This is a genomic window from Cohnella massiliensis, from assembly GCF_900169535.1.
In the GTDB taxonomy this organism is placed as follows: Bacteria; Bacillota; Bacilli; order Paenibacillales; family Paenibacillaceae; genus Cohnella; species Cohnella algarum.
Genome location: NZ_LT821259.1, coordinates 1,711,699 through 1,731,514, shown reverse-complemented (window position 1 = coordinate 1,731,514; position 19,816 = coordinate 1,711,699). Strand labels below are relative to the sequence as shown.

Below are 19,816 nucleotides of genomic sequence, written 5' to 3'. Positions count from 1 at the left end.
GGCGGGCTTACATGCCGAATGGCCGGCGTACCGCCCACCAGACGAGAAGGGCGACGGTCGCGGCCGCAGCCAAGAGCAGCAGCGTGTCCCGCCGGGCCCAGCGCAGCGTCGGCCATACCGCGGGGTACGGCCTTCGTCCGACGCCTCGGCTTTCGAGCGCCAGCGCCGCCTGATCGCCATGCCGGAAAAGCGCCGTCAGAAAAGGCATGGAAATGTGAATCAGCCGGCCCGCCGCGTTTTTGAGCGATAAGCGGGCAGTTTTCCCCCTCGCGATCGCGAGCCGCTCGAACCGCTCCCACTCTCCGAGCAAAACCGGAATGAACCGCATAAGCAGCGTAACGGTCAAAATCGCGTTCTGCGAGCGCAAGCCGAGCCTTCCTTTTCTTGCCGCGAGCTGCTCCAGCGATTTGCGCAGCCGAAGCGGCGTCATGACGAGCGGCAGCCCCAAACCGAGCAGCATGACGAGCAGCGTGCGGCTCATCGAATGCAGCGTGGCAAGCATCGTTTCCGGGTGAATGCCTTTGGCTCCCCCGGCTCCCGCGGCCGCGATCAAGGACGCCGCGACGGAAAACGCCATGAAAGCGGCGATCGTTCCCCGCCACCTGCGCAAAGGAATTTGGCCCCACGCGATGGCCGTCAGCACGATCGCGGCCGCCATTCCGAGTCCCGCCCAATCCCGAAGCATGAAAATCGCCGCGGATAACAGCAAATAAGAAAGCCATACCGCCCGCGGGTCGAAGCGCGCGAGCCGAGGCGGCTCGTCCATGCCGTCATCCCGGGCGGACCGGTGACGCGCCGGCTGCGAATCCGCTTCGGAAGCGGCAGTTTCGCGCGCGGCCGCTTCGGGCAGGCCGGCGTCCGCCGCCGCATCTCCGGGCGGCCGATCCGGCACGAGCTCGTCGGCCAGCGCCGCCGCGTCCAGCAGCGATTCCGGCCGAAGCCCCCGCTTCAGCCAATCGCCCGCGAGCATCAGCCACGGCGGCGTTTCCATGCCCGCTTCCCGCCACAGCTCGGGACGGGCGAGAAGCTCGTCGCGGCCGCACAGCCTGGCCTCGCCCGACGGCGCGAGCAGCAGCGCCCGATCGGCCAGCGGCAGCGCCCATTCGCTGTCGTGCGAGACGAGCACGACGCCGCGCCCCGATCGCGCCTCGCGGCGCAGCCGCTCCGCGAGCAGCGCATGCCCTTCCGCGTCCAGGCCCGCGGTCGGTTCGTCCAGCAGCAGCCACGGCGCGGGGACGGCGAGCAGACAAGCGATCGCAAGCCTTCGGCGCTCGCCGCCGCTCATGCGAAACGGATCGCGGGTCAGCCACGCGCGATTCCAGCCTACCGCTTCGAGCGCCTCCTCCTGCCGCTCGAGCTTATCCTCCGCCGGCAGCCCGTAAGGCTTCAGCGCAAATTCCAGCTCTTCGGCCGCCGTCCGGGCGAACAGCTGCTCTTCCGGCGCCTGGCTCGCGTAGGCATACGCTTTTAACGCCCGATCGTTTCGAATCGGACGGCCGCGCCAATCGCTTATCCACAGCTCCGATTCGCCGAAACTTATGCGCCAATCCTGCGGCGGCCTCAAGCCGGCCAGCTGTTCCAGCCAGTACGATTTGCCGGCGCCGTTCGGTCCGAAGACGGCCGTTATCGTTCCTCGATGGAACTCAAGCCGGGTGTCCCCGCGCGTTACCGTCAAATCCGTTCGTTTCGATTCCGCTGCCGACATGTCACGCCTCCGCCCTTTTCGGCCGCAGCCGCGTCCTGCGCCAATCCTCCGCCGTTACCGGCAGAGGCGGGAACAGCTTGCCGGAACGGCACAGCTCCCGCGCAAGCCGGGCCTGATAGGGAAGCCGAAGTCCGACCTGCTCGCAGGGCGATAGGCTTTGCGCATATTCATCCCGACCGTACAAAAACTGCCGCACGTCCCCGTCGAAGCGGATTCGCCCGTCCGCGAAAGCGACGACGCGCTCCCCCGGCTCCAGCTCCTCCAGGCGCTGCGTAACCCAGACGATCGCCGCGCCGCGCTCGCGAAGCCGGCCGGCGAACGAGCGAGCCCGGCGCCGGGCGCCGTCGTCCAGCATGGAGGTCGCCTCGTCGAATACGACAAGCTCCGGATTCCCGACGCAAGCGGCGGCGATCGCCGCCATTTGGCGCTGGCCGCCGGACAGCCGGCTCCATGGGCGGTCGGCCGCTTCGCTCAAGCCCGCCGCCTCCAGCATCGCTTCCGCCTGCACGTCGGTTACGGACGGCGTCATTCCCTGCCATTCGAGGGCGAACCTCAATTCCTCCCGGGGCGTTTGCCCGAATAGCTGCGCGTCGGGCTGCTGCATGACATAGGCTGCCGGATTATCCCCTGCGAAACCGCGCTCGACCGTTCCCGCGACGTTCCCCGCCGGCAAACCGGCAATCAGCCGCGCCGCCGTCGATTTGCCGGAACCGTTCACGCCCACGATCGTAAGCCACTCCCCTTTGGCGATCGACAAGTTCAGATCGGCAACGATCGTCTTCGTCTCTCCCTCTTCGTCCGCTCCGTAAACGGTCACCTCGATCAGGCGCAGCGGCAGGCTCGTTTTTTCCTCATTCATCTAAAATTCCTCTTCCCAAGCGAAATTTCCCATGGTAAAATGCGAAATGTTAACCAATATCCAAAATACAGGTTAACATTTCGAGAGGGGTTTTGACAATGACGAATTTACCCGATTCGGCGGGATCCCCGAATCCGTCTCCGGTTGCTTCCGGTCCGTCGCAGCAAATCAGAGGGATCGTTTACACGGCTTTGTTCGCCGCCTTGTTCATCGCCTTCAGCTTCGTGCAGATTCCGCTTGGCTTTACGCCGGTCCCGATTACGCTTCAAGCGCTTGCGGTCATGCTCGCGGGAGGTTTGCTCGGCGCCAGATACGGCTTTTGGAGCATTGCCATCGTCGTCCTGCTGACGGCCGCCGGACTTCCCTTGCTGCAAGGCCGGGGCGGGCTCGCGACCGTGTTCGGCCCGACGGGGGGCTTTATCTGGATGTTCCCGGTATCCGCGCTTTTGATCGGCCTGGCGAGCGACCGGCTGTTTCGCGGTGTCACCCGGCCCGGCCCGAAGCGAGTTGCCGCGCTTGCGGCTTCGATCGTCCTGTTCGGCATCGCGTTCGCGTACCTAACGGGCGTGCCCTGGCTCGCCTACAAAGCCGACACGTCCCTTGCCCGAGCAATGGTGCTTGGCTGCTACCCGTACCTTGCCGGCGATTTCATCAAAGCGGCCGTGGCGACGGTCGTTATCGTCCTGCTTCGTCCGAAGCTCCCTCGGCTGCGTTGACGTCTTGGGTCCCGGTCGCGCCTTGAGGGGTGCCTTGAGGGGCGCCTCGGGAACTATGTTCCCTTTTGCGGCCTTATTCTCGATATCCCCTTCCCTCAGGAAAGCCGAACCTATTTAAAAGTACCCGAATAATGGGATGAAGAGCGGATGCAACGGGTTCTGCAAAACGGTCGCGATCCGCAGACAGACTGAGCCAGCGGGATACCGGAAACAGCGTCGCGATCCGCAGACAGACTGAGCCAACGGGATACCGGAAGCAGCGTCGCGATTCGCAGACTGCTTATTCATAAAAAGCGGCGCCTCCGAACTAATCGGAAACGCCGCTTTCTTCGTTGTTATTTGGACTTTTTCTTGGCGGCGGAACGCCCCTGCTTTTTCGGGTCGTCGGGTTTCGGAGCCCGCGTCTGCGAGTTGGGGATGCCTTCGGTCATCGCGCCAGACCTCCTTGGCGAATTGGCGTCCGGTTTCGGACGGCAAGCTTAGCTTGCGGCCGCCCGCGCCCGATTATTCGGACGGTCTTAACAACCGCCTAGTCGCAAAATTCGGGATCTTCCGCCCGGGCCGCAGCTTCGACGTCCAGCTTTTCCGCGACCGAATCGCGGATAATGCTGACGATCGATTGCAGCAAATAGTTGACGTCGGTCTGGCTTTGCTGGAATTGCTGCACGATCGGCATTTCGTCGAGCTCGTCCTGCAGCTCTTCGATTTCCTTTTCAATCTTGGCGGCCATCGCTTCGTTTTTGAACGTGTTTTGGAAGGCGACCAGTTCCTTCTGCTTTTTCTTGATTTTCGCGATCAAGCCTTGAACCTTCTCGTGGCTTTGAATTCGCTTTTCCGCTTGCTGGTACAAGGCAACTTCCTCGGTCGTCGTGATCAGCTGCGCGAGTTCTCTCGCTCTGGCCAAAATATCCTCGCGCACGATCAGTTCCCGGTTATCGAACTCGGGGATCGCTTGGCCGTCCTCATGAAAACAGCCGCAGTCGTCTTGATGCTGATGGTCGTGCGCATGCTCGGTTGCCGACATATTCGATATTCCTCCTGAAATTGGCGATTAGGCTCCGTGCGACAAAGCGGCAGGGGCCGGAGCTTCGGTCGCTTCCCCGCGAATATACCACGTTTGAGGCTGCGTAACTTTGACCTGCACGAACTGGCCGATCCACTCTTGCGAACCTTCGAAATGAATCAGCTTGTTCGAGCGCGTCCGGCCGGACAGAACGCCGGCGTTGTTTTTGCTGATGCCTTCCACGAGCACTTCCACCGTTTCGCCCTGCAGCAGCCGGTTACTCTCCAGGCTAAGCTCGGCGATGAGCGCGTTGAGGCGTTCCAGACGCTTTTGCTTCACTTCGTACGGAACGTTGTCCTCCATGCCGGCGGCCGGCGTTCCTTCCCGAGGGGAATAAATAAACGTAAACGCCGAAGCGAATTTCGCTTCGCGGACAAGCGTCAGCGTTTCCTCGAACTGCTCCTCGGTCTCGCCGGGAAACCCGACGATAATGTCGGTCGTCAGGACGACGTTCGGGATGGCCGTCCGGATTTTGCGGACGAGCTCCAAAAAAAGCCCGCGATCGTATTTGCGGCTCATCCGCTTCAGCACTTCGCTGCTGCCCGACTGCACCGGCAGGTGAATGTGCTCGACCAGGTTCCCGCCTTTGGCCAGCACCTCGATCAAATGATCGTCGAAATCCCGCGGATGGGACGTCGTAAAGCGGATGCGCGGGATATCGATTTTCCGGATATCGTCCATCAGGTCGCCGAAGCGATAGCTGCGGTCCGTAAAATCTTTGCCGTACGCATTGACGTTCTGCCCAAGCAGCGTAATTTCCTTGAAGCCTTGCCGCGCAAGCTCCCGCACTTCGGCGATGACGTCTTCCGGCAGCCGGCTGCGCTCCTTGCCCCGGGTATACGGAACGATGCAGTACGTGCAGAACTTGTCGCAGCCGTACATGATGTTGACCCATGCCCGGAGTCCCTCGCGCTTTTTCGGCAAATTCTCGATGATGTCGCCTTCCTTGGACCATACTTCGACGACCATTTCTTTGTTGAAATAGGCATCCTGCAGCAGGTGCGGCAGCCGGTGGATGTTGTGGGTGCCGAAAATCAGATCGACATGCGCATGCTTTTCCATAATTCGGCCGACGACGGAAGCCTCCTGGGACATGCAGCCGCACACGCCGAGAAGGAGTCCGGGTCTTTCCAGCTTCAGCGATTTCAGATGGCCCAGCTCGCCGAACACCTTATCCTCCGCGTTTTCGCGGATGGCGCACGTGTTCAGCAAAATGACGTCCGCTTCTTTCCGTTCGGTCGTTGCGACGAAGCCCATCTCTTCGAACAGGCCGCGCATCACCTCGGTGTCGTGCTCGTTCATTTGGCAGCCGTACGTGTAGATCAAATATTTTTTGCCGTGGCCGAGCGTCCGCAGTTCGTCCGGTACGGCTTGCTCGTAATGGACCCGAATTTCTTCCTTGCCGCGCTTCTTCTCGTCTTTGTAAGACGGAACGGAATTGATCGTGATTTCCCGGCCCTTGATCCGGTAGGTCGTCTTGCCGTCCCCTTCCTTGACGATCTTCGCATCGGAGAAGTTGAAATATTTGGAGTAATCTTTCTCTTGCGACATGGTGCGTTCACATCCTTTAGGTCAGACTCTATATCAAGAAACGAAAAGCGTTTGATTCATAAAGTACATTACGAAATTATATCACAACGGAACGCATGAATCTATGGAGGTTGTCATGGCAAAAAGAAAACCCTCCCCTGGTTCGGGAGGGCCTTTCGTTTCTCGGGATCAGCCGACGATTTCGGCCGTGTCGCCCGTCTTGACGCCGGCGGCGTTGCCTTCGTCGGTGTCGATATGCATGTCGAGTGCGAAAGCGTCCGAGACGCGGGCGATGACCTGCTCGAACACGACGCCTCGCTCGCCTCCGACGCGAACTTTCAGCAGTTGCTTGTCCGCGATGCCCCATTTCGCCGCGTCCGACGTGTGGAAATGAATATGGCGGGCCGCCACGATGACGCCCTGGTCCACGGTCACTTCGCCAGCCGGCCCGACGATGCGGATGCCAGGCGTTCCTTCGATGTTGCCGGATTCCCGCACCGGAGGGTTAAGCCCGAGCGCGAAAGCGTCCGTACGAGACACTTCTAGCTGCGTCGCCTTGCGGGCCGGCCCCAGGATGCGCACTTTGGGAAAGGAGCCTTTCGGGCCGTATACGGCCACCGTTTCGTTCGCGGCGAATTGTCCCGGCTGGCTTAGCGGCTTCATCTCGGTCAAGCCTGCTCCCTCGCCGAACAGGATGGCCACATGCTCCTGCGATAAGTGAATATGGCGGGCCGAAACGCCGACCGGCACTTGTTTGGTTTCGCTCATTCGTATCTCCGCCTTTGCCTGATGGAATCATGTCCTTTTCACCCAATATTATACCTTATCCCCCGCCTGCAGGCACACGCGATCGCCCGTCCGGCGCGGCTGAAACCGCCATCATTCGGGCGCCGCCACGAATTTGTCGATTTATTCTTATCAAAAAACGTTTATCCGCCCGGCCCGGCTTGGGGGGCCGCGAGAGCGGATAAACGTTTTGCCTAAAAATGATTATTTGAATTCCGCGACCAGCTTGTCGAATTCGTCCTTCGACAGGCGCAGGTCCTGTTTGGCCAGCGCGTCCTGCTTGAAGCCGACAGCCATATCCTCGTACGATTTGCGCGTCGTATCCTGATAAATAAGTCCCGTCAGCATGCCGCCGGTTTCCATGATTTTCGTCATCGCCGCGATCCGGTTGGACGGATCGTAGTCCTCGAATTGCTCCAGGTTGACGACGTTTTCCTTGAACCAGTCGTAGGTGTTGATTTTGTTGAACGTCACGCACGGGCTGAACACGTTGATCAGCGAAAAGCCCTTATGCCGCATTCCCGCTTCGATGAGCGAGGTCAGCTGCTTGAGATCGCTCGAAAACGACTGCGCCACGAACGTCGCGCCGGCGGACAGGGCGATTTCGAGCGGCGACAGCGTCGATTCGATCGACCCTTCCGGCGTCGATTTCGTCTTGAAGCCTTCGGCGCTGCGCGGCGAAGTTTGGCCCTTGGTCAACCCGTAAATCTGGTTGTCCATGACGATATACGTGATGTCCAGGTTGCGGCGAATGGCATGGACGGTATGCCCCATGCCGATGGCGAAACCGTCGCCGTCGCCGCCCGACGCGATGACCGTAAGCTCGCGGTTGGCGAGCTTGACGCCCTGCGCGATCGGCAACGCGCGGCCGTGAATGCCGTGCAGGCCGTACGCGTTGATGTAGCCGGAAATCCGGCCCGAGCAGCCGATGCCGGAAATGACCGCGAGCTGCTCCGGCTCGAGGCCCACGTTGGCCGCTGCCCGCTGGATCGCCGCTTGCACGGAGAAATCGCCGCAGCCCGGGCACCAGTTCGGCTTGATGTTGTTGCGAAACTCTTTGAACGTTGCCATCTCAGACCAACTCCTTGCAAGCTTTTTCGATTTCGGCGGGCAAAAACGGCGTTCCGTCGTATTTCAGCAGGCTTTCGATCTTGTCGTGATAGCCTGCGTTCAGTTTGATCAGCGAAGCGAGCTGACCGGTGGCGTTGTTTTCCAGCACGACCGCTTTCCGCGCTTTCGCCAAATACGGCTCCAGCAGGTCGGCCGGGAACGGATGCATCTGGCGTACGGTGACGTGGTTCGTCTTGATGCCTTGTTCGGCAAGGCGGGCGCGGGCTTCGTCGATCGTGCCGCCGGTCGAGCCCATACCGATAATGAGCAGGTCCGGCTCTTCGACCGTGCTGTCGGCCTTGATCGCGTCGGTAACCCGCAAATCCTTGATTTTTCCGAGGCGTTTTTCCATCATTCGCTTCCGGTTCGCGGCGGATTCCGACGGCCGGCCTTCCTGGTCGTGCTCGACGCCCGTCACGTGGTGGATGCCGTTTTTGGCTCCGGGCAGGACGCGCGGCGAAATGCCGTCCTCGGTAAATTCGTAGCGTTTGAACATTTTATGCTGTTCCAGCGGCGGCAGTTCGTCCGCGATCAGCTTTCCGCGCTCGATTTGGATGCGTTCGTAATCGAGCGGCTCGCACGATTGCTTGCCGAGCGAAAGCTGCAGGTCGGTCGCGACGATGACCGGCACCTGGTATTGCTCCGCCAGGTTGAACGCTTCGATCATATCGTAAAAGCACTCTTCGATCGTGCTCGGCGCGATGACGACTTTCGGGATTTCCCCGTGCGTTCCGTAAATAAGGGCGTGAATATCGGACTGCTCCTGCTTCGTCGGCAAGCCGGTGGAAGGTCCGCCGCGCTGCGTATCGATGATGACGAGCGGCGTTTCGGTCATGCCCGAAAGACCGATCGCCTCCATCATCAACGACAGGCCGGGTCCGGCCGAAGCGGTCATCGTCCGGACGCCGCCGTAGTTCGCGCCGATCGCCATCGTGACCGCGGCGATTTCGTCTTCCGTCTGGATGACCGTGCCGCCGAATTTCGGCAGCTTTTTGATCAAATATTCCATAATTTCCGAAGCCGGCGTAATCGGGTATGCCGACATCAGCCGGCAGCCGCCCGCGATGGCTCCGAGGCCGAGCGCCTCGTTGCCGATCATGAACAGCTTCTGCTTCCCGTCGGCCTCTTCCAGCCGGAATTCCTCGAGCGGGCCGCCGGCCTGCTCCAGGACGAATTCCGCCCCGCGCTTGACCGCTTCGATATTTTTCTCGACGACGGCCGGGCCTTTTCTTCCGAACTCTTCTTCCACCGCCTTGTTGAACACTTCCAAAGGAAGGCCCAGCAGCGCCCAGGAGGCCCCGGAGGCCACCATGTTCTTCATCAGGGAGGTGCCGAGCTCTTCGGCGATCGCCGTAATCGGAACCGCGAACAGCCGGGCGTCGATGCCTTCCGGCAACGCCGGCGAAAACTTCGCGTCCGCGACGACGACGCCGCCGGCGCGCAGTTCATGGGCGTTCAGATCGATGCTTTCCTGGTCGAACGCGACCAAAATATCCAAATCGTCCGAAATCGCGCGAATCGGAGTCGTGCTGATCCGGATTTTGTTGTTGGTATGTCCGCCTTTAATACGTGAGGAAAAGTGACGGTAGCCGTAAAGATAATAGCCCAGCCGGTTCAGCGAAGTCGAGAAAATACGGTCCGTACTTTCCACGCCTTCCCCCTGCTGGCCGCCAATTTTCCATGACAATTGACTGATCACGTTTGTCCATCTCCTCTTAATCTCTGCTTCGACCTGTGCGCTTCCGCTATGAAAACGAATCCTATTTATAAAATAAAGATTAAAGCTTTTGTTTAACCCATGTAAATTTTATGATTGCATTCCCCAAAAAGCAAGCTTTTATGCCTAAATCAACTGATAACGATTTCTGATAAAAACGTTCCGCTTCCATTATGAATTCATTTCGATGTGATTACTGGGGAAGATATTTGCGCAAAAAACGCACCGCGTTCTCGCCGAGCATTCCCCGGACGATCGGCTCCGGGTACCGCTTGAGCAGCGCATCCGCGAGCGACGGGTAGTGGCCGGGCTGCGACAGCCCATGGACATGGCGTTCGATGCCGTCGAAATCCGATCCGAACGCCAGATGCCGTTCACCCCCGAGAGAACAAACGTGTTCGACATGCCGGAGCACATCGTCGACGGACGCAGGCTCCCGATCCGACAAAAACCAGGGGACGAACGTCAGTCCGACGATTCCGTCCGCCCGAAATATCGCCGCAAGCTGAGCGTCGGTCAAATTCCGGGAATGCTCTCTCACCGCCCGAACGTTGGAGTGGGAAGCGAAAAACGGACGGCTTGAAAGTTCCGCCACGTCCCAGAAGCCCCGTTCCGACATATGCGACACATCGATCAAAATCCCCATCGATTCGCATTCGTTCACCAGCCTTTTTCCGGCGCGGGTCAGTCCTCCGCCGCGAGGTTCCATCGCGCCGTCGCATGCCCAGTTCGCCCAATTCCACGTCGGCCCAAGCAGCCGAAGCCCGAGCAAATGCAGCAGCCTCAGGCACCACCACTGCTCCCTCAGCCCGTCGGCTCCTTCCAGCGACAGCAGAGCGCCGGTTTGGCCTCCATCCCAAGCCGCCTGCAGATCGCCCGCCGTGCGGATCAGCCTGATTCCTTTTTCCGACAGCACCTTCGACCAAAACAGCTCCGCTTCCCGCAGCACCGTTTCCGGATCCTTCGGGCCGTCTTCGGGCAAATAAATCGCGAACGCTTGGAGCGACACCTCGCCTTCGCGGAGACGGTCCGCCGTCACGTCCAGCTTTCCTCCGGACGGTTCCCGAAAAGACAGCTCCGGATGCTTCAGCATTTTGAATAAAACGTCGCAGTGCAAGTCCGCCGCTTTCATCCTGCTCGTCCCCCCTGGCGTAAAACGTAAGGCCGTTCGATAGACCGTTTCCCCATCCCCCGTTTACAGATAGCCGCTTTCAATCGTCCGTTAACACAAAAAACCTGTCCTCCCCTTCCAACCTCATGACAAGAAGAGCCATCTGGGCCGGACAGTTCGAGAACAGGTTCACTATCGCTTTGCGTTTCGTTTAACGAGGTTCCACGATTAACTTGATCGCCGTGCGATCTTCTCCGTCAATGACAATATCGGTAAAAGCCGGGATGCAAATCAAATCCACCCCGCTCGGCGCCACAAACCCCCGGGCGATCGCGACTGCTTTTATCGCTTGGTTCAGCGCTCCAGCGCCAATCGCTTGCAGTTCGGCATTGCCTCTTTCGCGGAGCACACCCGCCAAAGCGCCTGCAACAGAGTTTGGATTGGATTTTGCAGAAACCTTTAATACTTCCATGACCAGTTCCTCCTCGGGGATCAAAGGATGGGCCCACTAACGGATACTTATTCGGTGAGGGCCTCGTTAATTCCTGCTTCCAAGGAGAAAATGGCCGGCAAATCGCAAAAAATTCTGATATTTTTAGGCGGATAAAGCGGGTATTTCGCCGCTTGACAGCCAAAACACCCGTCTCTATCCGCGCGTTGTCAGGTTGCGATCCAGGAGTCCTCGTCTACCCGGATCGTTTTGATGCTCGTCGCCTTGCCGGTCGCATCGTCCAGTTCGACAAATACGCCGTGCAAATGCCATTTCCCTTCCGCAACCTGAAATCGGGAAGGCAGGCCCGTCTTGAATTTGCGCAGCACGCCTTCCTTCTCCATGCCGAGCACGCCGTCCCGCGGTCCGGTCATGCCCGCATCCGTCAAGTAAGCGGTGCCGCCGGGCAAAATCCGGTCGTCGTTCGTCTGGACATGGGTGTGCGTGCCCACGACAAGCGAAGCTCGGCCATCCAAATGCCAGCCCATCGCGATTTTTTCGCTCGTCGCCTCGGCATGGAAATCGACCAGGATGCACTTCGTTTTTTTGCGAAGCTCGTCGATAATATCGTCCGCCGCCCGGAACGGGCAATCCGAAGGAGGCAGGAAGGTGCGGCCGATCAAATTGACGATCCCGAGCTCCTTGTTTCCGACTTTGATCAGGGCATAGCCGACTCCGGGCGTTTCCGGAGGCAAATTGGCGGGACGAACCATCCGCGGCTCGTCGTCGATAAACTCGAAAATTTCCCGATTGTCCCACGTATGGTTGCCCATTGTGATGCCGTGAACGCCCCAATCGAACAATTCTCGCGTTATGGCGGCGTTAATGCCGCGGCCGCCGGCGGCGTTTTCCCCGTTGGCGATGACGATATGCGGCTGATATTTGTCCTTGATCCAGGGCAGCAGCCGTTTGACCGTTTCCCGTCCGACGCTTCCGACAATATCCCCGATAAAAACCACTTTCATGAAAACACCTTCCCTTACGCTGACCGCAAATAATGGATCGCCCGTACGCAAAACGCGAACGGCCGCCAGAAAGGCAAGAAGTGGCCGCTAAGCCGCAGCCACTTCTTCAGCCTTCCCGAAACTTATTTCGCGTACTCCACTGCCCGGGTTTCGCGGATGACCGTAACCTTGATGTGGCCCGGATAATCCAGTTCTCCCTCGATTTTCTTCGTAATGTCGCGGGCCAGGCGGAACGCCTCCGCGTCGTCGACTTTTTCCGGTTGAACCATCACGCGAACTTCGCGTCCGGCCTGAATCGCGTACGATTTCTCGACGCCGTCGAACGATTCGGAAATTTCCTCGAGCTTTTCCAGACGTTTGATATACGTCTCGAGCGTCTCTCTTCTCGCTCCGGGACGCGCCGCGCTGAGCGCATCGGCAGCCCCGACGAGCATCGCGATAACCGAAGTCGCTTCGCAATCTCCATGGTGGGAAGCGATGCTGTTGATGACAACGGGATGCTCCTTGTACTTCTTCGCCAATTCCTCGCCGATCTCGACATGCGAGCCTTCCACTTCATGATCGAGCGCCTTGCCGATATCGTGCAGCAAGCCGGCGCGTTTGGCGAGAGTAACGTCTTCTCCGAGCTCCGCCGCCATCAGTCCCGATAAATAAGCGACTTCCATCGAGTGCTTCAGCACGTTTTGTCCATAACTTGTCCGGAACTTCAGTCTTCCCAAAATTTTGATCAAATCCGGATGGAGACCGTGCACGCCTACCTCGAACGTAGCCTGTTCGCCGTATTCGCGAATTCGTTCGTCCACTTCTTTGCGGGATTTTTCCACCATCTCTTCGATGCGGGCCGGGTGGATTCTTCCGTCGGCCACCAGCTTCTCAAGCGACGTGCGGGCAATCTCGCGGCGAATCGGATCGAATCCGGACAAAATGACAGCTTCCGGCGTATCGTCGATAATGAGGTCGATCCCGGTGAGCGTCTCCAGAGCCCGAATGTTGCGGCCCTCGCGTCCGATGATGCGTCCCTTCATTTCCTCGTTCGGCAATGCGACGACCGATACGGTCGTTTCCGCCACATGGTCCGCGGCGCAACGCTGAATGGCGAGCGAAATGATGTCGCGGGCGCGTTTGTCGGCTTCTTCCTTCGCCTGCTGTTCGATATCTTTGATCAGTTGAGCGGTTTCATGACGGACCTCCTGCTCGACAGTCGTCAAAATGAGCTGCTTCGCGTCGTCCATCGTCAAGTTCGAAATCCGTTCCAGTTCGCTGATCTGCTGCTTATGAAGCGTCTCGATCTCTTCCTGCGTTTCCTCGATTCGTTTCTCCTTGTTGGCGACCTGTTCCTCTTTGCGTTCCAACGCTTCGAGCTTGCGGTCCAGCGACTCTTCCTTTTGCACAAGCCGCCGTTCCTGACGCCCGATTTCGTTGCGGCGATCGCGAATGTCGCGCTCGGCCTCGTTTCGGAGCTTGTGCACCTCGTCTTTGGCTTCCAGTACCGTTTCTTTGCGGATTGCTTCCGCTTCTTTGCGGGCGTTCTCCACGATTTGCAGAGCCGCCTGTTCGGCACTGGAAATCTTGGCTTCCGCAATGGACTTGCGAACAACATAACCGATCCCAAAGAAAAGCGCGCCAACAACGATGACGATCAAGACCCAGATCCAGTCCTGCATGGTCTTTCACCTCCTCGTTGTATCACCAAGGCAAACGCTTGGGACACGTATAAAATTGTGTGCCGGCTTTCAAACCGATCCATTTCGCTGTTGCGGGCAAAACGGGCAGCTTCCCTAGTCCGGCAAGCCCCGCCCTGCCGTAGACGATTGCGGGCAGCGGGCCTTGCGTCCTGCGCCGACCCGAATCGTAAAAAGTCGAAAAAACAAGTTCCGAATCGTTTTTTTGGAAGGAAAAAAGGTTCGGAAGGGAAGATGGAATACAGGAACATTGTATCTTTTGTGAAAATGGATTGTCAAGCAAAGCATATCCGCTGTCAGTGTCAAGCTAGCGTGGGCAGTCATTTAAGATGCCTGGAACGCGAACCCCGAAGGAACCTCTTCCTTGTAAGCGCTTTGCTTCGTTCTTTCATCAAACACAAGTGATTTGTCAGAATTTTTTGCCGTTATCCGCGAAGTGCTTTGAGTGCCATACCCGTTGTGCTGCTTTGCTTCGGTCCTTGCAGCATGCGAATCATTCCAGCGATACAACCCTTGACCGGTTGCGTCACGTTCTTGAGCAATTGCCGCATGTTTATCGACTGCTGCGGCGTTGCCTGCTTACTCGCTTGTCCTTCAACCGTTCTTACCACCGTGCCCGCTTCTTGAATCCTCATCATCGTCCTCAGCATCGCCCTGACGCCTCGCTCACTCCAACTGTACCCGCCACGCTTCGTCCGCTTGGCGAATATACGCATCTGCGATTCCGCGCTTCCCATCGGGCGCATACCGCTTGTCTCGCTCCCCTTCGCTTGGAGTGTTTTTGGATAGTCTTCAAACTCCTTCTCAGCCCGCTTAAGAAATCTTTTATCCGGCTCCCATCCCTCCCGGTTCTCTCCCGCTATCTCTTCCTCCGACCCCCCTTCCAGGACCGCCATAAGCGCGGCTGCATCCTGTTTGGCCAAAGACCGTCTCACGGTCTCCCACACCTGCGGCAAATGACCAACAAAGCGTTTCAAATCACGCGCCACATGAAAGCGGTCCAGCATGTACAGACATTGGTGAAAGTAGGATGTACATTCCCCGATCCACGCCGCGCCGTCTCCGTTCACCACAAGCCACGTGTTCTCGTCGATTTCGTAACGCTCCACCAGAAAGTCCCCGAACCCTTCCCAGAAGTCGCCGCCGCTCGTATGCAGGTAATGCTGTTTGTTCTTCAGCTGTACCCGCTTGCCGTTCTTCTCCCAGCCTTCGTGTACGACTGCAATTGCGTTCTCCATCCCGCGCTTTTTGCTCCGCTGCAGCTTCGTGTACAACCCATCCACTTCCACGAACAGCACGCGGGCAGCGCGCCGTTTCACCGCTGGCATCGGCTGTTGCGCACGCTCCATCAGTTTTTCCCTGATCGCTTGGTGGCTCAGCACATTGTAGCCCAAAAGCTGCTCCAGCCTCTTTGCGCTGTCCCGGTACGACGGTCCTTGGCTTGCGAATGCGATTGCTGTCTCTTCCAAATGCGGACTGACTTTCCCGCGCCCTTCGAATTGCAACAGCTGATCCAGCAGATACACGTGTTTGCCGCTTCTACGGTCACAGTACAATCTCCGCTTAAAGCGCACATTCCCGAACACTGTGTTGACGCTTGTTTCACGCTCGTCCTTTACTCGATAACGCTCTCGGTCCCGTTGCTCCAGGATCTGCTGATCCAGCGCCTCCAGTACCTGCTTCATCGCACGAGCGAATTCCTCCTGCATTTTCCGGAAAATCCATTGCTCAATCTCTTTCATCGTCGGCATTGTTGTGGTAAAGTGGCTCACAGGAGCTTCCTCCTTCTTGGTGTGTTGTGCGCAAACATCACTTTACCAAGGGAGAAGCTCTTTTTCTATATCCGCTTTTTCCAATTCCTACACCCACAGAGATTTTACACTATCATATCCGCTTCCGAAGCTTGGCGCATGCCCTATTCGAAGTACTCGTCCCAGTCGTCTTCTTCCCGTCCGTCCCGCGCTTCGTCCTCGTCAATGACCCGGCCGGCCGCATCGCGCGCGATCCCGGCGGGGAACCCTCGCCTTTGCAGCATTCCCATCAGCTTGTACCGGCGCTCCCGCAGGCTTTCTCCTTTAACGTTAGGCCAGCGCTTCTTTGCGAGGGCATATGCGGCCTGCCGCTCCGCTTCGCCGTCGAGTTCTTCGATCGCGTCGTCCGCTTCGCGCTTCGTCACGCCGCGGCGCAGCAGCTCCTGGCGGACAAGGCGGCTGCCTTTGCGCTGGGAGACCACTTTTTGCTCCGCGTAGCGCTTGGCGTATGCGGCGTCGTCGACGATCCGGTAAGAGGCCAGCCTGTCCAAGCAACCCGCGATCGCTTCGGCGGACAGTCCTTTTCGCTTCAGCGCGACGGCGATTTCCCGTTTCGTCCGCGGCTTCCGGTCGAGCATCCCGAGCGCCGCCCTATACGCCTCCTCGGTTTCCTGCTCTTGTCTCAGCGCCTTCAGCTCCCGGACGTTCAGCCGTTTGCCCGGGAGCAGACGCCAGGCCACGAGCGTGTCCTCGTGGATGGCGACCGTTTCCGTCCTGGGTTCGCCTTGCGCTCCCGGTTCGGCTTCGCTTTCGGCCTCCCGTTCCGCCGTCGATTCGTCCGCTTCGCGATCCGTCGACGAATCGGTCTCACCCGCGCTCGTCCGGAACGTGATCCGGTACATCGCTTTTTTCTTCGGATCCTTCTCGATCGAAACGATAACCGCTCCGAAACGCTCCTCTTCGTTCATGATCGGCATCGCCCCCGTCCAAAATAATGAAAGGACATCCGCTCGCGGCGAATGTCCCGGTAACTGCCTGTCCCTGCTGCAAGGCGTCGAATTCCGCCTTCTATTCGAGTTCCGCGAATTCCGTATCCTCGAGTTCGTCTTCCTCCTGGCTGCCGCCTTGGCTTATCGCCGTCGAAATCGCGTCCGAGCTAAGCGTAAGGCTGCGGATTTGACGCTCGATGTCCGCGCTGATCTCCGGATGATCTTTCAAAAATTGCTTCGCGTTCTCCCGGCCCTGGCCGAGCCGCTCGCCGTTGAAGGAAAACCAGGCCCCGCTCTTCTGCACGATATCCAGCTCCGTGCCGATGTCGACGATGCTGCCTTCCTTGGAAATGCCTTCGCCGTACATGATGTCGACCTCGGCCTGCTTGAACGGCGGAGCGACTTTGTTCTTGACGACCTTGATGCGGGTCCGGTTGCCGACCACGTCGTTGCCTTGCTTGATCGAATCGATCCGGCGAACGTCCAGTCGCACGCTGGCATAGAACTTGAGGGCTCGTCCGCCCGGCGTCGTCTCCGGATTGCCGAACATGACGCCGACCTTTTCCCGCAATTGGTTAATGAAGATTGCGATGGACTTCGACTTGCTGATCGCCCCGGACAGCTTGCGCATCGCCTGGGACATGAGCCGGGCCTGAAGGCCGACGAACGAATCGCCCATATCTCCCTCGATTTCCGCCTTCGGCACGAGCGCCGCGACCGAGTCGACGACGATAATGTCGACGGCGCCGCTGCGCACGAGAGCTTCGGCGATTTCAAGCGCCTGCTCCCCGGTATCCGGCTGACTGAGCAGCAGCTCGTCGATGTTGACGCCGAGATTCCGGGCGTAAATCGGGTCCAGCGCGTGCTCGGCGTCGATGAACGCGGCCTGGCCGCCCGCTCTCTGCACTTCCGCAATCGCATGGAGCGCTACGGTCGTCTTACCCGAAGATTCCGGGCCGTATACTTCGATAATTCTCCCGCGCGGGAATCCCCCGATTCCGAGCGCGATATCCAAAGCCAACGCGCCGCTGGGGTACGATTCTACCTGGAGCTGCGCTTGCTCGCCCAATTTCATGATCGATCCTTTGCCAAATTGCTTCTCAATCTGGCGCAATGCCATCTCTAGTGCGGCGCGACGATCGGACAACACACCCACATCCTTATCATTATGATAGTTTTATCATACCTGTTTTTGCTTCCGTTGCCAAGCTTTTTACGAACATTCGTTCTGTTTTTGTTGCAAAAAAGAACCGCAGCAAAGTATTCTTCGCTACGGTTCTTCCGCAACTTTCAATCAAACTTTACCACAGGGACGTAAAGATGACAAGCCTTTTATGAAGAATTTGTCGTAAAAAGGCGAAAAAAACGGAGCGGTCAATCCCGCCCCGTCAGTGCCAGCCACAATCTGTACAGCGTTCGCTTGGAAGCCCGGAGGCGAATGCCCTCGCGATCTCCGGCCAGCTGGATCCGCTCCGTCTTCGTCGGCTTTCCCCGCTCCGCAAGCCCGATATACACGAGGCCGACGGGCTTGCCCTCGGAGCCGGCCGGTCCGGCTACGCCCGTTACCGACAGCGCCAGGTCGGTATCGGCCGCCGCCCGCATCCCTTCGGCCATCGCCGCCGCCGTCTCGGCGCTGACGGCGCCCGGCGCGCCGTCGCCCTCCAGCAGCGAGAGCGGCACGCCGAGCAGCTTGCGCTTCACGTCGTTCGTGTAGCTGACGACGCCGCCGGAAAACACGTCCGCGCTTCCCGGCACCGCCGTCAGCATCGTCGCGATCATGCCGCCGGTGCAGCTCTCGGCGACCGACAACGTGCGCCGCTGCGACGCCAGCAGCCGGATGACGGCCTCTTCCAGCGTGATGTCTTCTTCCGCGTAAAGATAGCGGTCCGCGCGCCGCCGGATTTCCTGAAGCGTCGGCTCCATCCGGCGGGCCGCTTCCTCGGCATCCGCGGATTTGGTCGAAACCCGGATCGCGACCTCCCCTTCTTTCGCGTAAGGCGCGATGGTCGGATCGGTCTGTTCGCGAATCAGATCGATGAATAAGTCCTCAAGCGCCGACTCCCCGATGCCGCTGAATTTCAGCATCGTCGAATGCAGCGCCGCGCTGTCGCCGAGCAGCTCCCGCAGCCAGGCGGAGGCGTCGTTTTCGAACATCGGCTTCATTTCCCGGGGAGGCCCCGGCAGCAGCAAGTAATGCTTGCCGCCTGCCGACAGCGCGTTCCCGACGGCGAGCCCCGTATCGTTGCGCAGCGGGACGGCCCCTTCGATCAGCATCGCCTGCCGGCGGTTGCTTTCCACGAACGCCGTTCCCCGCCCGGAAAACATCTCTTCGATCTTCCGCATCGTCGGCTCGTGCAAATGAATGGGAAGGCCGAGGAAAGCGGCAAGCGCATCCCGGGTCAAATCGTCCAGCGTCGGCCCGAGCCCCCCCGTAAACACAAGCAGGTCCGCGCGCCCGCACGCCGTCTCGATCGCGCGGCGAATGCGCGCTTCGTTGTCCCCGACCACCGTCTGGTAATAAACGTCCACGCCCAGCTCCGCCAATCCTTGCGAAAGAAATTTCGCGTTCGTATTGACGATTTGGCCGAGCAGAAGCTCCGTGCCTACCGCAATGATTTCCGCTTTCATCCGTTGCGCCGCACCTCTTTGTCCGATCCGGATTTGACGGCTTCGGGCGACGATTTGTCCGCCGCCGGAATGAACAGGTTTTTGTTCTTGACGAAATAATCGATGCCCGAATATACGGTGATCAACACCGCGGCCCATACGATGATCGTATCGACGGGAATATGTAAAAACACGAACGGGAAATTGTTAAGCAGCAAAACGACGATCATGGCGATCTGGGTCGCGGTTTTCCATTTTCCCCATTTGCTTGCCGCCAGCACGACCCCTTCGAGCACCGCGATTTGCCGCAAACCCGTGACCGCCCATTCCCTGGCGATAATGAAAATGGCGACCCAGGCGTCCAGCATGCCCATCTCGACGAGCGAAATCAGAACGGCCGCGACCAGGATCTTGTCCGCAAGCGGGTCGAGCAGCTTTCCGAGATTGGTGACGATTTTGCGCTTTCTCGCGATGTAGCCGTCAAGCCCGTCGGTGCTGGCCGCGATAATGAACAGCAGCAAGGCGAAAATCTGATTGTACGGAATGGAAAAGGTTCCGATCGTCAGCGAGGGAACGTCCAGCCTGACCAGCAGGAAGAACGCCACAATCGGCACGAGAAATATCCGCGCCAGCGTAATCTGGTTGGCCAGGTTCAAGCCCTTTCCCCCTCCTTGTTTCTATGCGTGAAGCCTGAATATAGCGAGATGCCTTCCGCGATCATCGTGTCTTCCCCCA

At 58.9% G+C, this 19,816-nt stretch carries 17 protein-coding genes; 1 reads left to right on the top strand and 16 read right to left on the bottom strand.

Going from position 1 to position 19,816, the window contains the following annotated elements:
* Window positions 1-7: 7 nt before the first annotated feature.
* Entirely contained in the window at window positions 8-1,705 is a 1,698-nt protein-coding gene (locus B7E11_RS21870; protein ID WP_080838841.1) for an ATP-binding cassette domain-containing protein, read from the bottom strand.
* 1 nt (window position 1,706) lies between these two features.
* A complete protein-coding gene (locus B7E11_RS21865; protein ID WP_080838839.1) occupies window positions 1,707-2,564 on the bottom strand; it encodes an energy-coupling factor ABC transporter ATP-binding protein in 858 nt (285 codons plus the stop codon).
* A gap of 98 nt (window positions 2,565-2,662) precedes the next feature.
* Between B7E11_RS21865 and B7E11_RS21860 the strand changes: the two genes are divergently transcribed.
* Window positions 2,663-3,280: a biotin transporter BioY gene (locus B7E11_RS21860; protein ID WP_080838837.1), complete on the top strand. Its 618-nt coding sequence runs from the start codon at window positions 2,663-2,665 to the stop codon at window positions 3,278-3,280.
* Between the two features lie 529 nt (window positions 3,281-3,809).
* Here B7E11_RS21860 and B7E11_RS21855 read toward each other — a convergent pair.
* The 14 genes from B7E11_RS21855 to pgsA all read right to left on the bottom strand — a co-directional run bounded on the left by B7E11_RS21855 (window position 3,810) and on the right by pgsA (window position 19,737).
* Window positions 3,810-4,304, bottom strand: a complete 495-nt coding sequence (locus tag B7E11_RS21855; protein ID WP_080838835.1) for a YlbF/YmcA family competence regulator — start codon at window positions 4,302-4,304, stop codon at window positions 3,810-3,812.
* Window positions 4,305-4,331: 27 nt separating this feature from the next.
* The gene (gene miaB / locus B7E11_RS21850) at window positions 4,332-5,894 is read right to left on the bottom strand and encodes a tRNA (N6-isopentenyl adenosine(37)-C2)-methylthiotransferase MiaB (protein WP_080838834.1); all 1,563 of its coding nucleotides are present in this window, start codon (window positions 5,892-5,894) and stop codon (window positions 4,332-4,334) included.
* A 168-nt stretch (window positions 5,895-6,062) separates the two neighbouring features.
* The gene (gene pduL, locus B7E11_RS21845; RefSeq protein ID WP_080838831.1) at window positions 6,063-6,641 is read right to left on the bottom strand and encodes a phosphate propanoyltransferase; all 579 of its coding nucleotides are present in this window, start codon (window positions 6,639-6,641) and stop codon (window positions 6,063-6,065) included.
* 222 nt (window positions 6,642-6,863) lie between these two features.
* Window positions 6,864-7,730: a 2-oxoacid:ferredoxin oxidoreductase subunit beta gene (locus B7E11_RS21840; protein ID WP_080838830.1), complete on the bottom strand. Its 867-nt coding sequence runs from the start codon at window positions 7,728-7,730 to the stop codon at window positions 6,864-6,866.
* Window position 7,731: 1 nt separating this feature from the next.
* Window positions 7,732-9,468 (bottom strand): 2-oxoacid:acceptor oxidoreductase subunit alpha, encoded by a 1,737-nt coding sequence (locus B7E11_RS21835; protein ID WP_080838829.1) that lies wholly within the window; start codon window positions 9,466-9,468, stop codon window positions 7,732-7,734.
* A 211-nt stretch (window positions 9,469-9,679) separates the two neighbouring features.
* Window positions 9,680-10,618: a dipeptidase gene (locus B7E11_RS21830; RefSeq protein ID WP_080838828.1), complete on the bottom strand. Its 939-nt coding sequence runs from the start codon at window positions 10,616-10,618 to the stop codon at window positions 9,680-9,682.
* A 190-nt stretch (window positions 10,619-10,808) separates the two neighbouring features.
* Window positions 10,809-11,069, bottom strand: a complete 261-nt coding sequence (locus B7E11_RS21825) for a stage V sporulation protein S (protein WP_019005392.1) — start codon at window positions 11,067-11,069, stop codon at window positions 10,809-10,811.
* A 188-nt stretch (window positions 11,070-11,257) separates the two neighbouring features.
* A complete protein-coding gene (locus B7E11_RS21820; RefSeq protein ID WP_080838826.1) occupies window positions 11,258-12,052 on the bottom strand; it encodes a TIGR00282 family metallophosphoesterase in 795 nt (264 codons plus the stop codon).
* Window positions 12,053-12,174: 122 nt separating this feature from the next.
* Window positions 12,175-13,716 (bottom strand): ribonuclease Y, encoded by a 1,542-nt coding sequence (rny, locus tag B7E11_RS21815; RefSeq protein ID WP_080838825.1) that lies wholly within the window; start codon window positions 13,714-13,716, stop codon window positions 12,175-12,177.
* A gap of 443 nt (window positions 13,717-14,159) precedes the next feature.
* On the bottom strand, window positions 14,160-15,506 hold the full coding sequence (locus tag B7E11_RS21810; RefSeq protein WP_080838824.1) for an ISLre2 family transposase: 1,347 nt from the start codon (window positions 15,504-15,506) through the stop codon (window positions 14,160-14,162).
* A gap of 143 nt (window positions 15,507-15,649) precedes the next feature.
* Window positions 15,650-16,453, bottom strand: coding sequence for a regulatory protein RecX (locus tag B7E11_RS21805; protein WP_176220853.1), 804 nt, complete (start codon window positions 16,451-16,453; stop codon window positions 15,650-15,652).
* A 100-nt stretch (window positions 16,454-16,553) separates the two neighbouring features.
* The gene (gene recA / locus B7E11_RS21800) at window positions 16,554-17,621 is read right to left on the bottom strand and encodes a recombinase RecA (RefSeq protein WP_080838818.1); all 1,068 of its coding nucleotides are present in this window, start codon (window positions 17,619-17,621) and stop codon (window positions 16,554-16,556) included.
* A gap of 227 nt (window positions 17,622-17,848) precedes the next feature.
* Complete coding sequence (locus tag B7E11_RS21795; RefSeq protein WP_080838817.1) at window positions 17,849-19,102, bottom strand: competence/damage-inducible protein A; 1,254 nt, start codon at window positions 19,100-19,102, stop codon at window positions 17,849-17,851.
* Window positions 19,099-19,737: a CDP-diacylglycerol--glycerol-3-phosphate 3-phosphatidyltransferase gene (gene pgsA / locus B7E11_RS21790; RefSeq protein ID WP_080838815.1), complete on the bottom strand. Its 639-nt coding sequence runs from the start codon at window positions 19,735-19,737 to the stop codon at window positions 19,099-19,101. Before pgsA ends, B7E11_RS21795 begins: the two co-directional genes overlap by 4 nt.
* Window positions 19,738-19,816 lie beyond the last annotated feature (79 nt).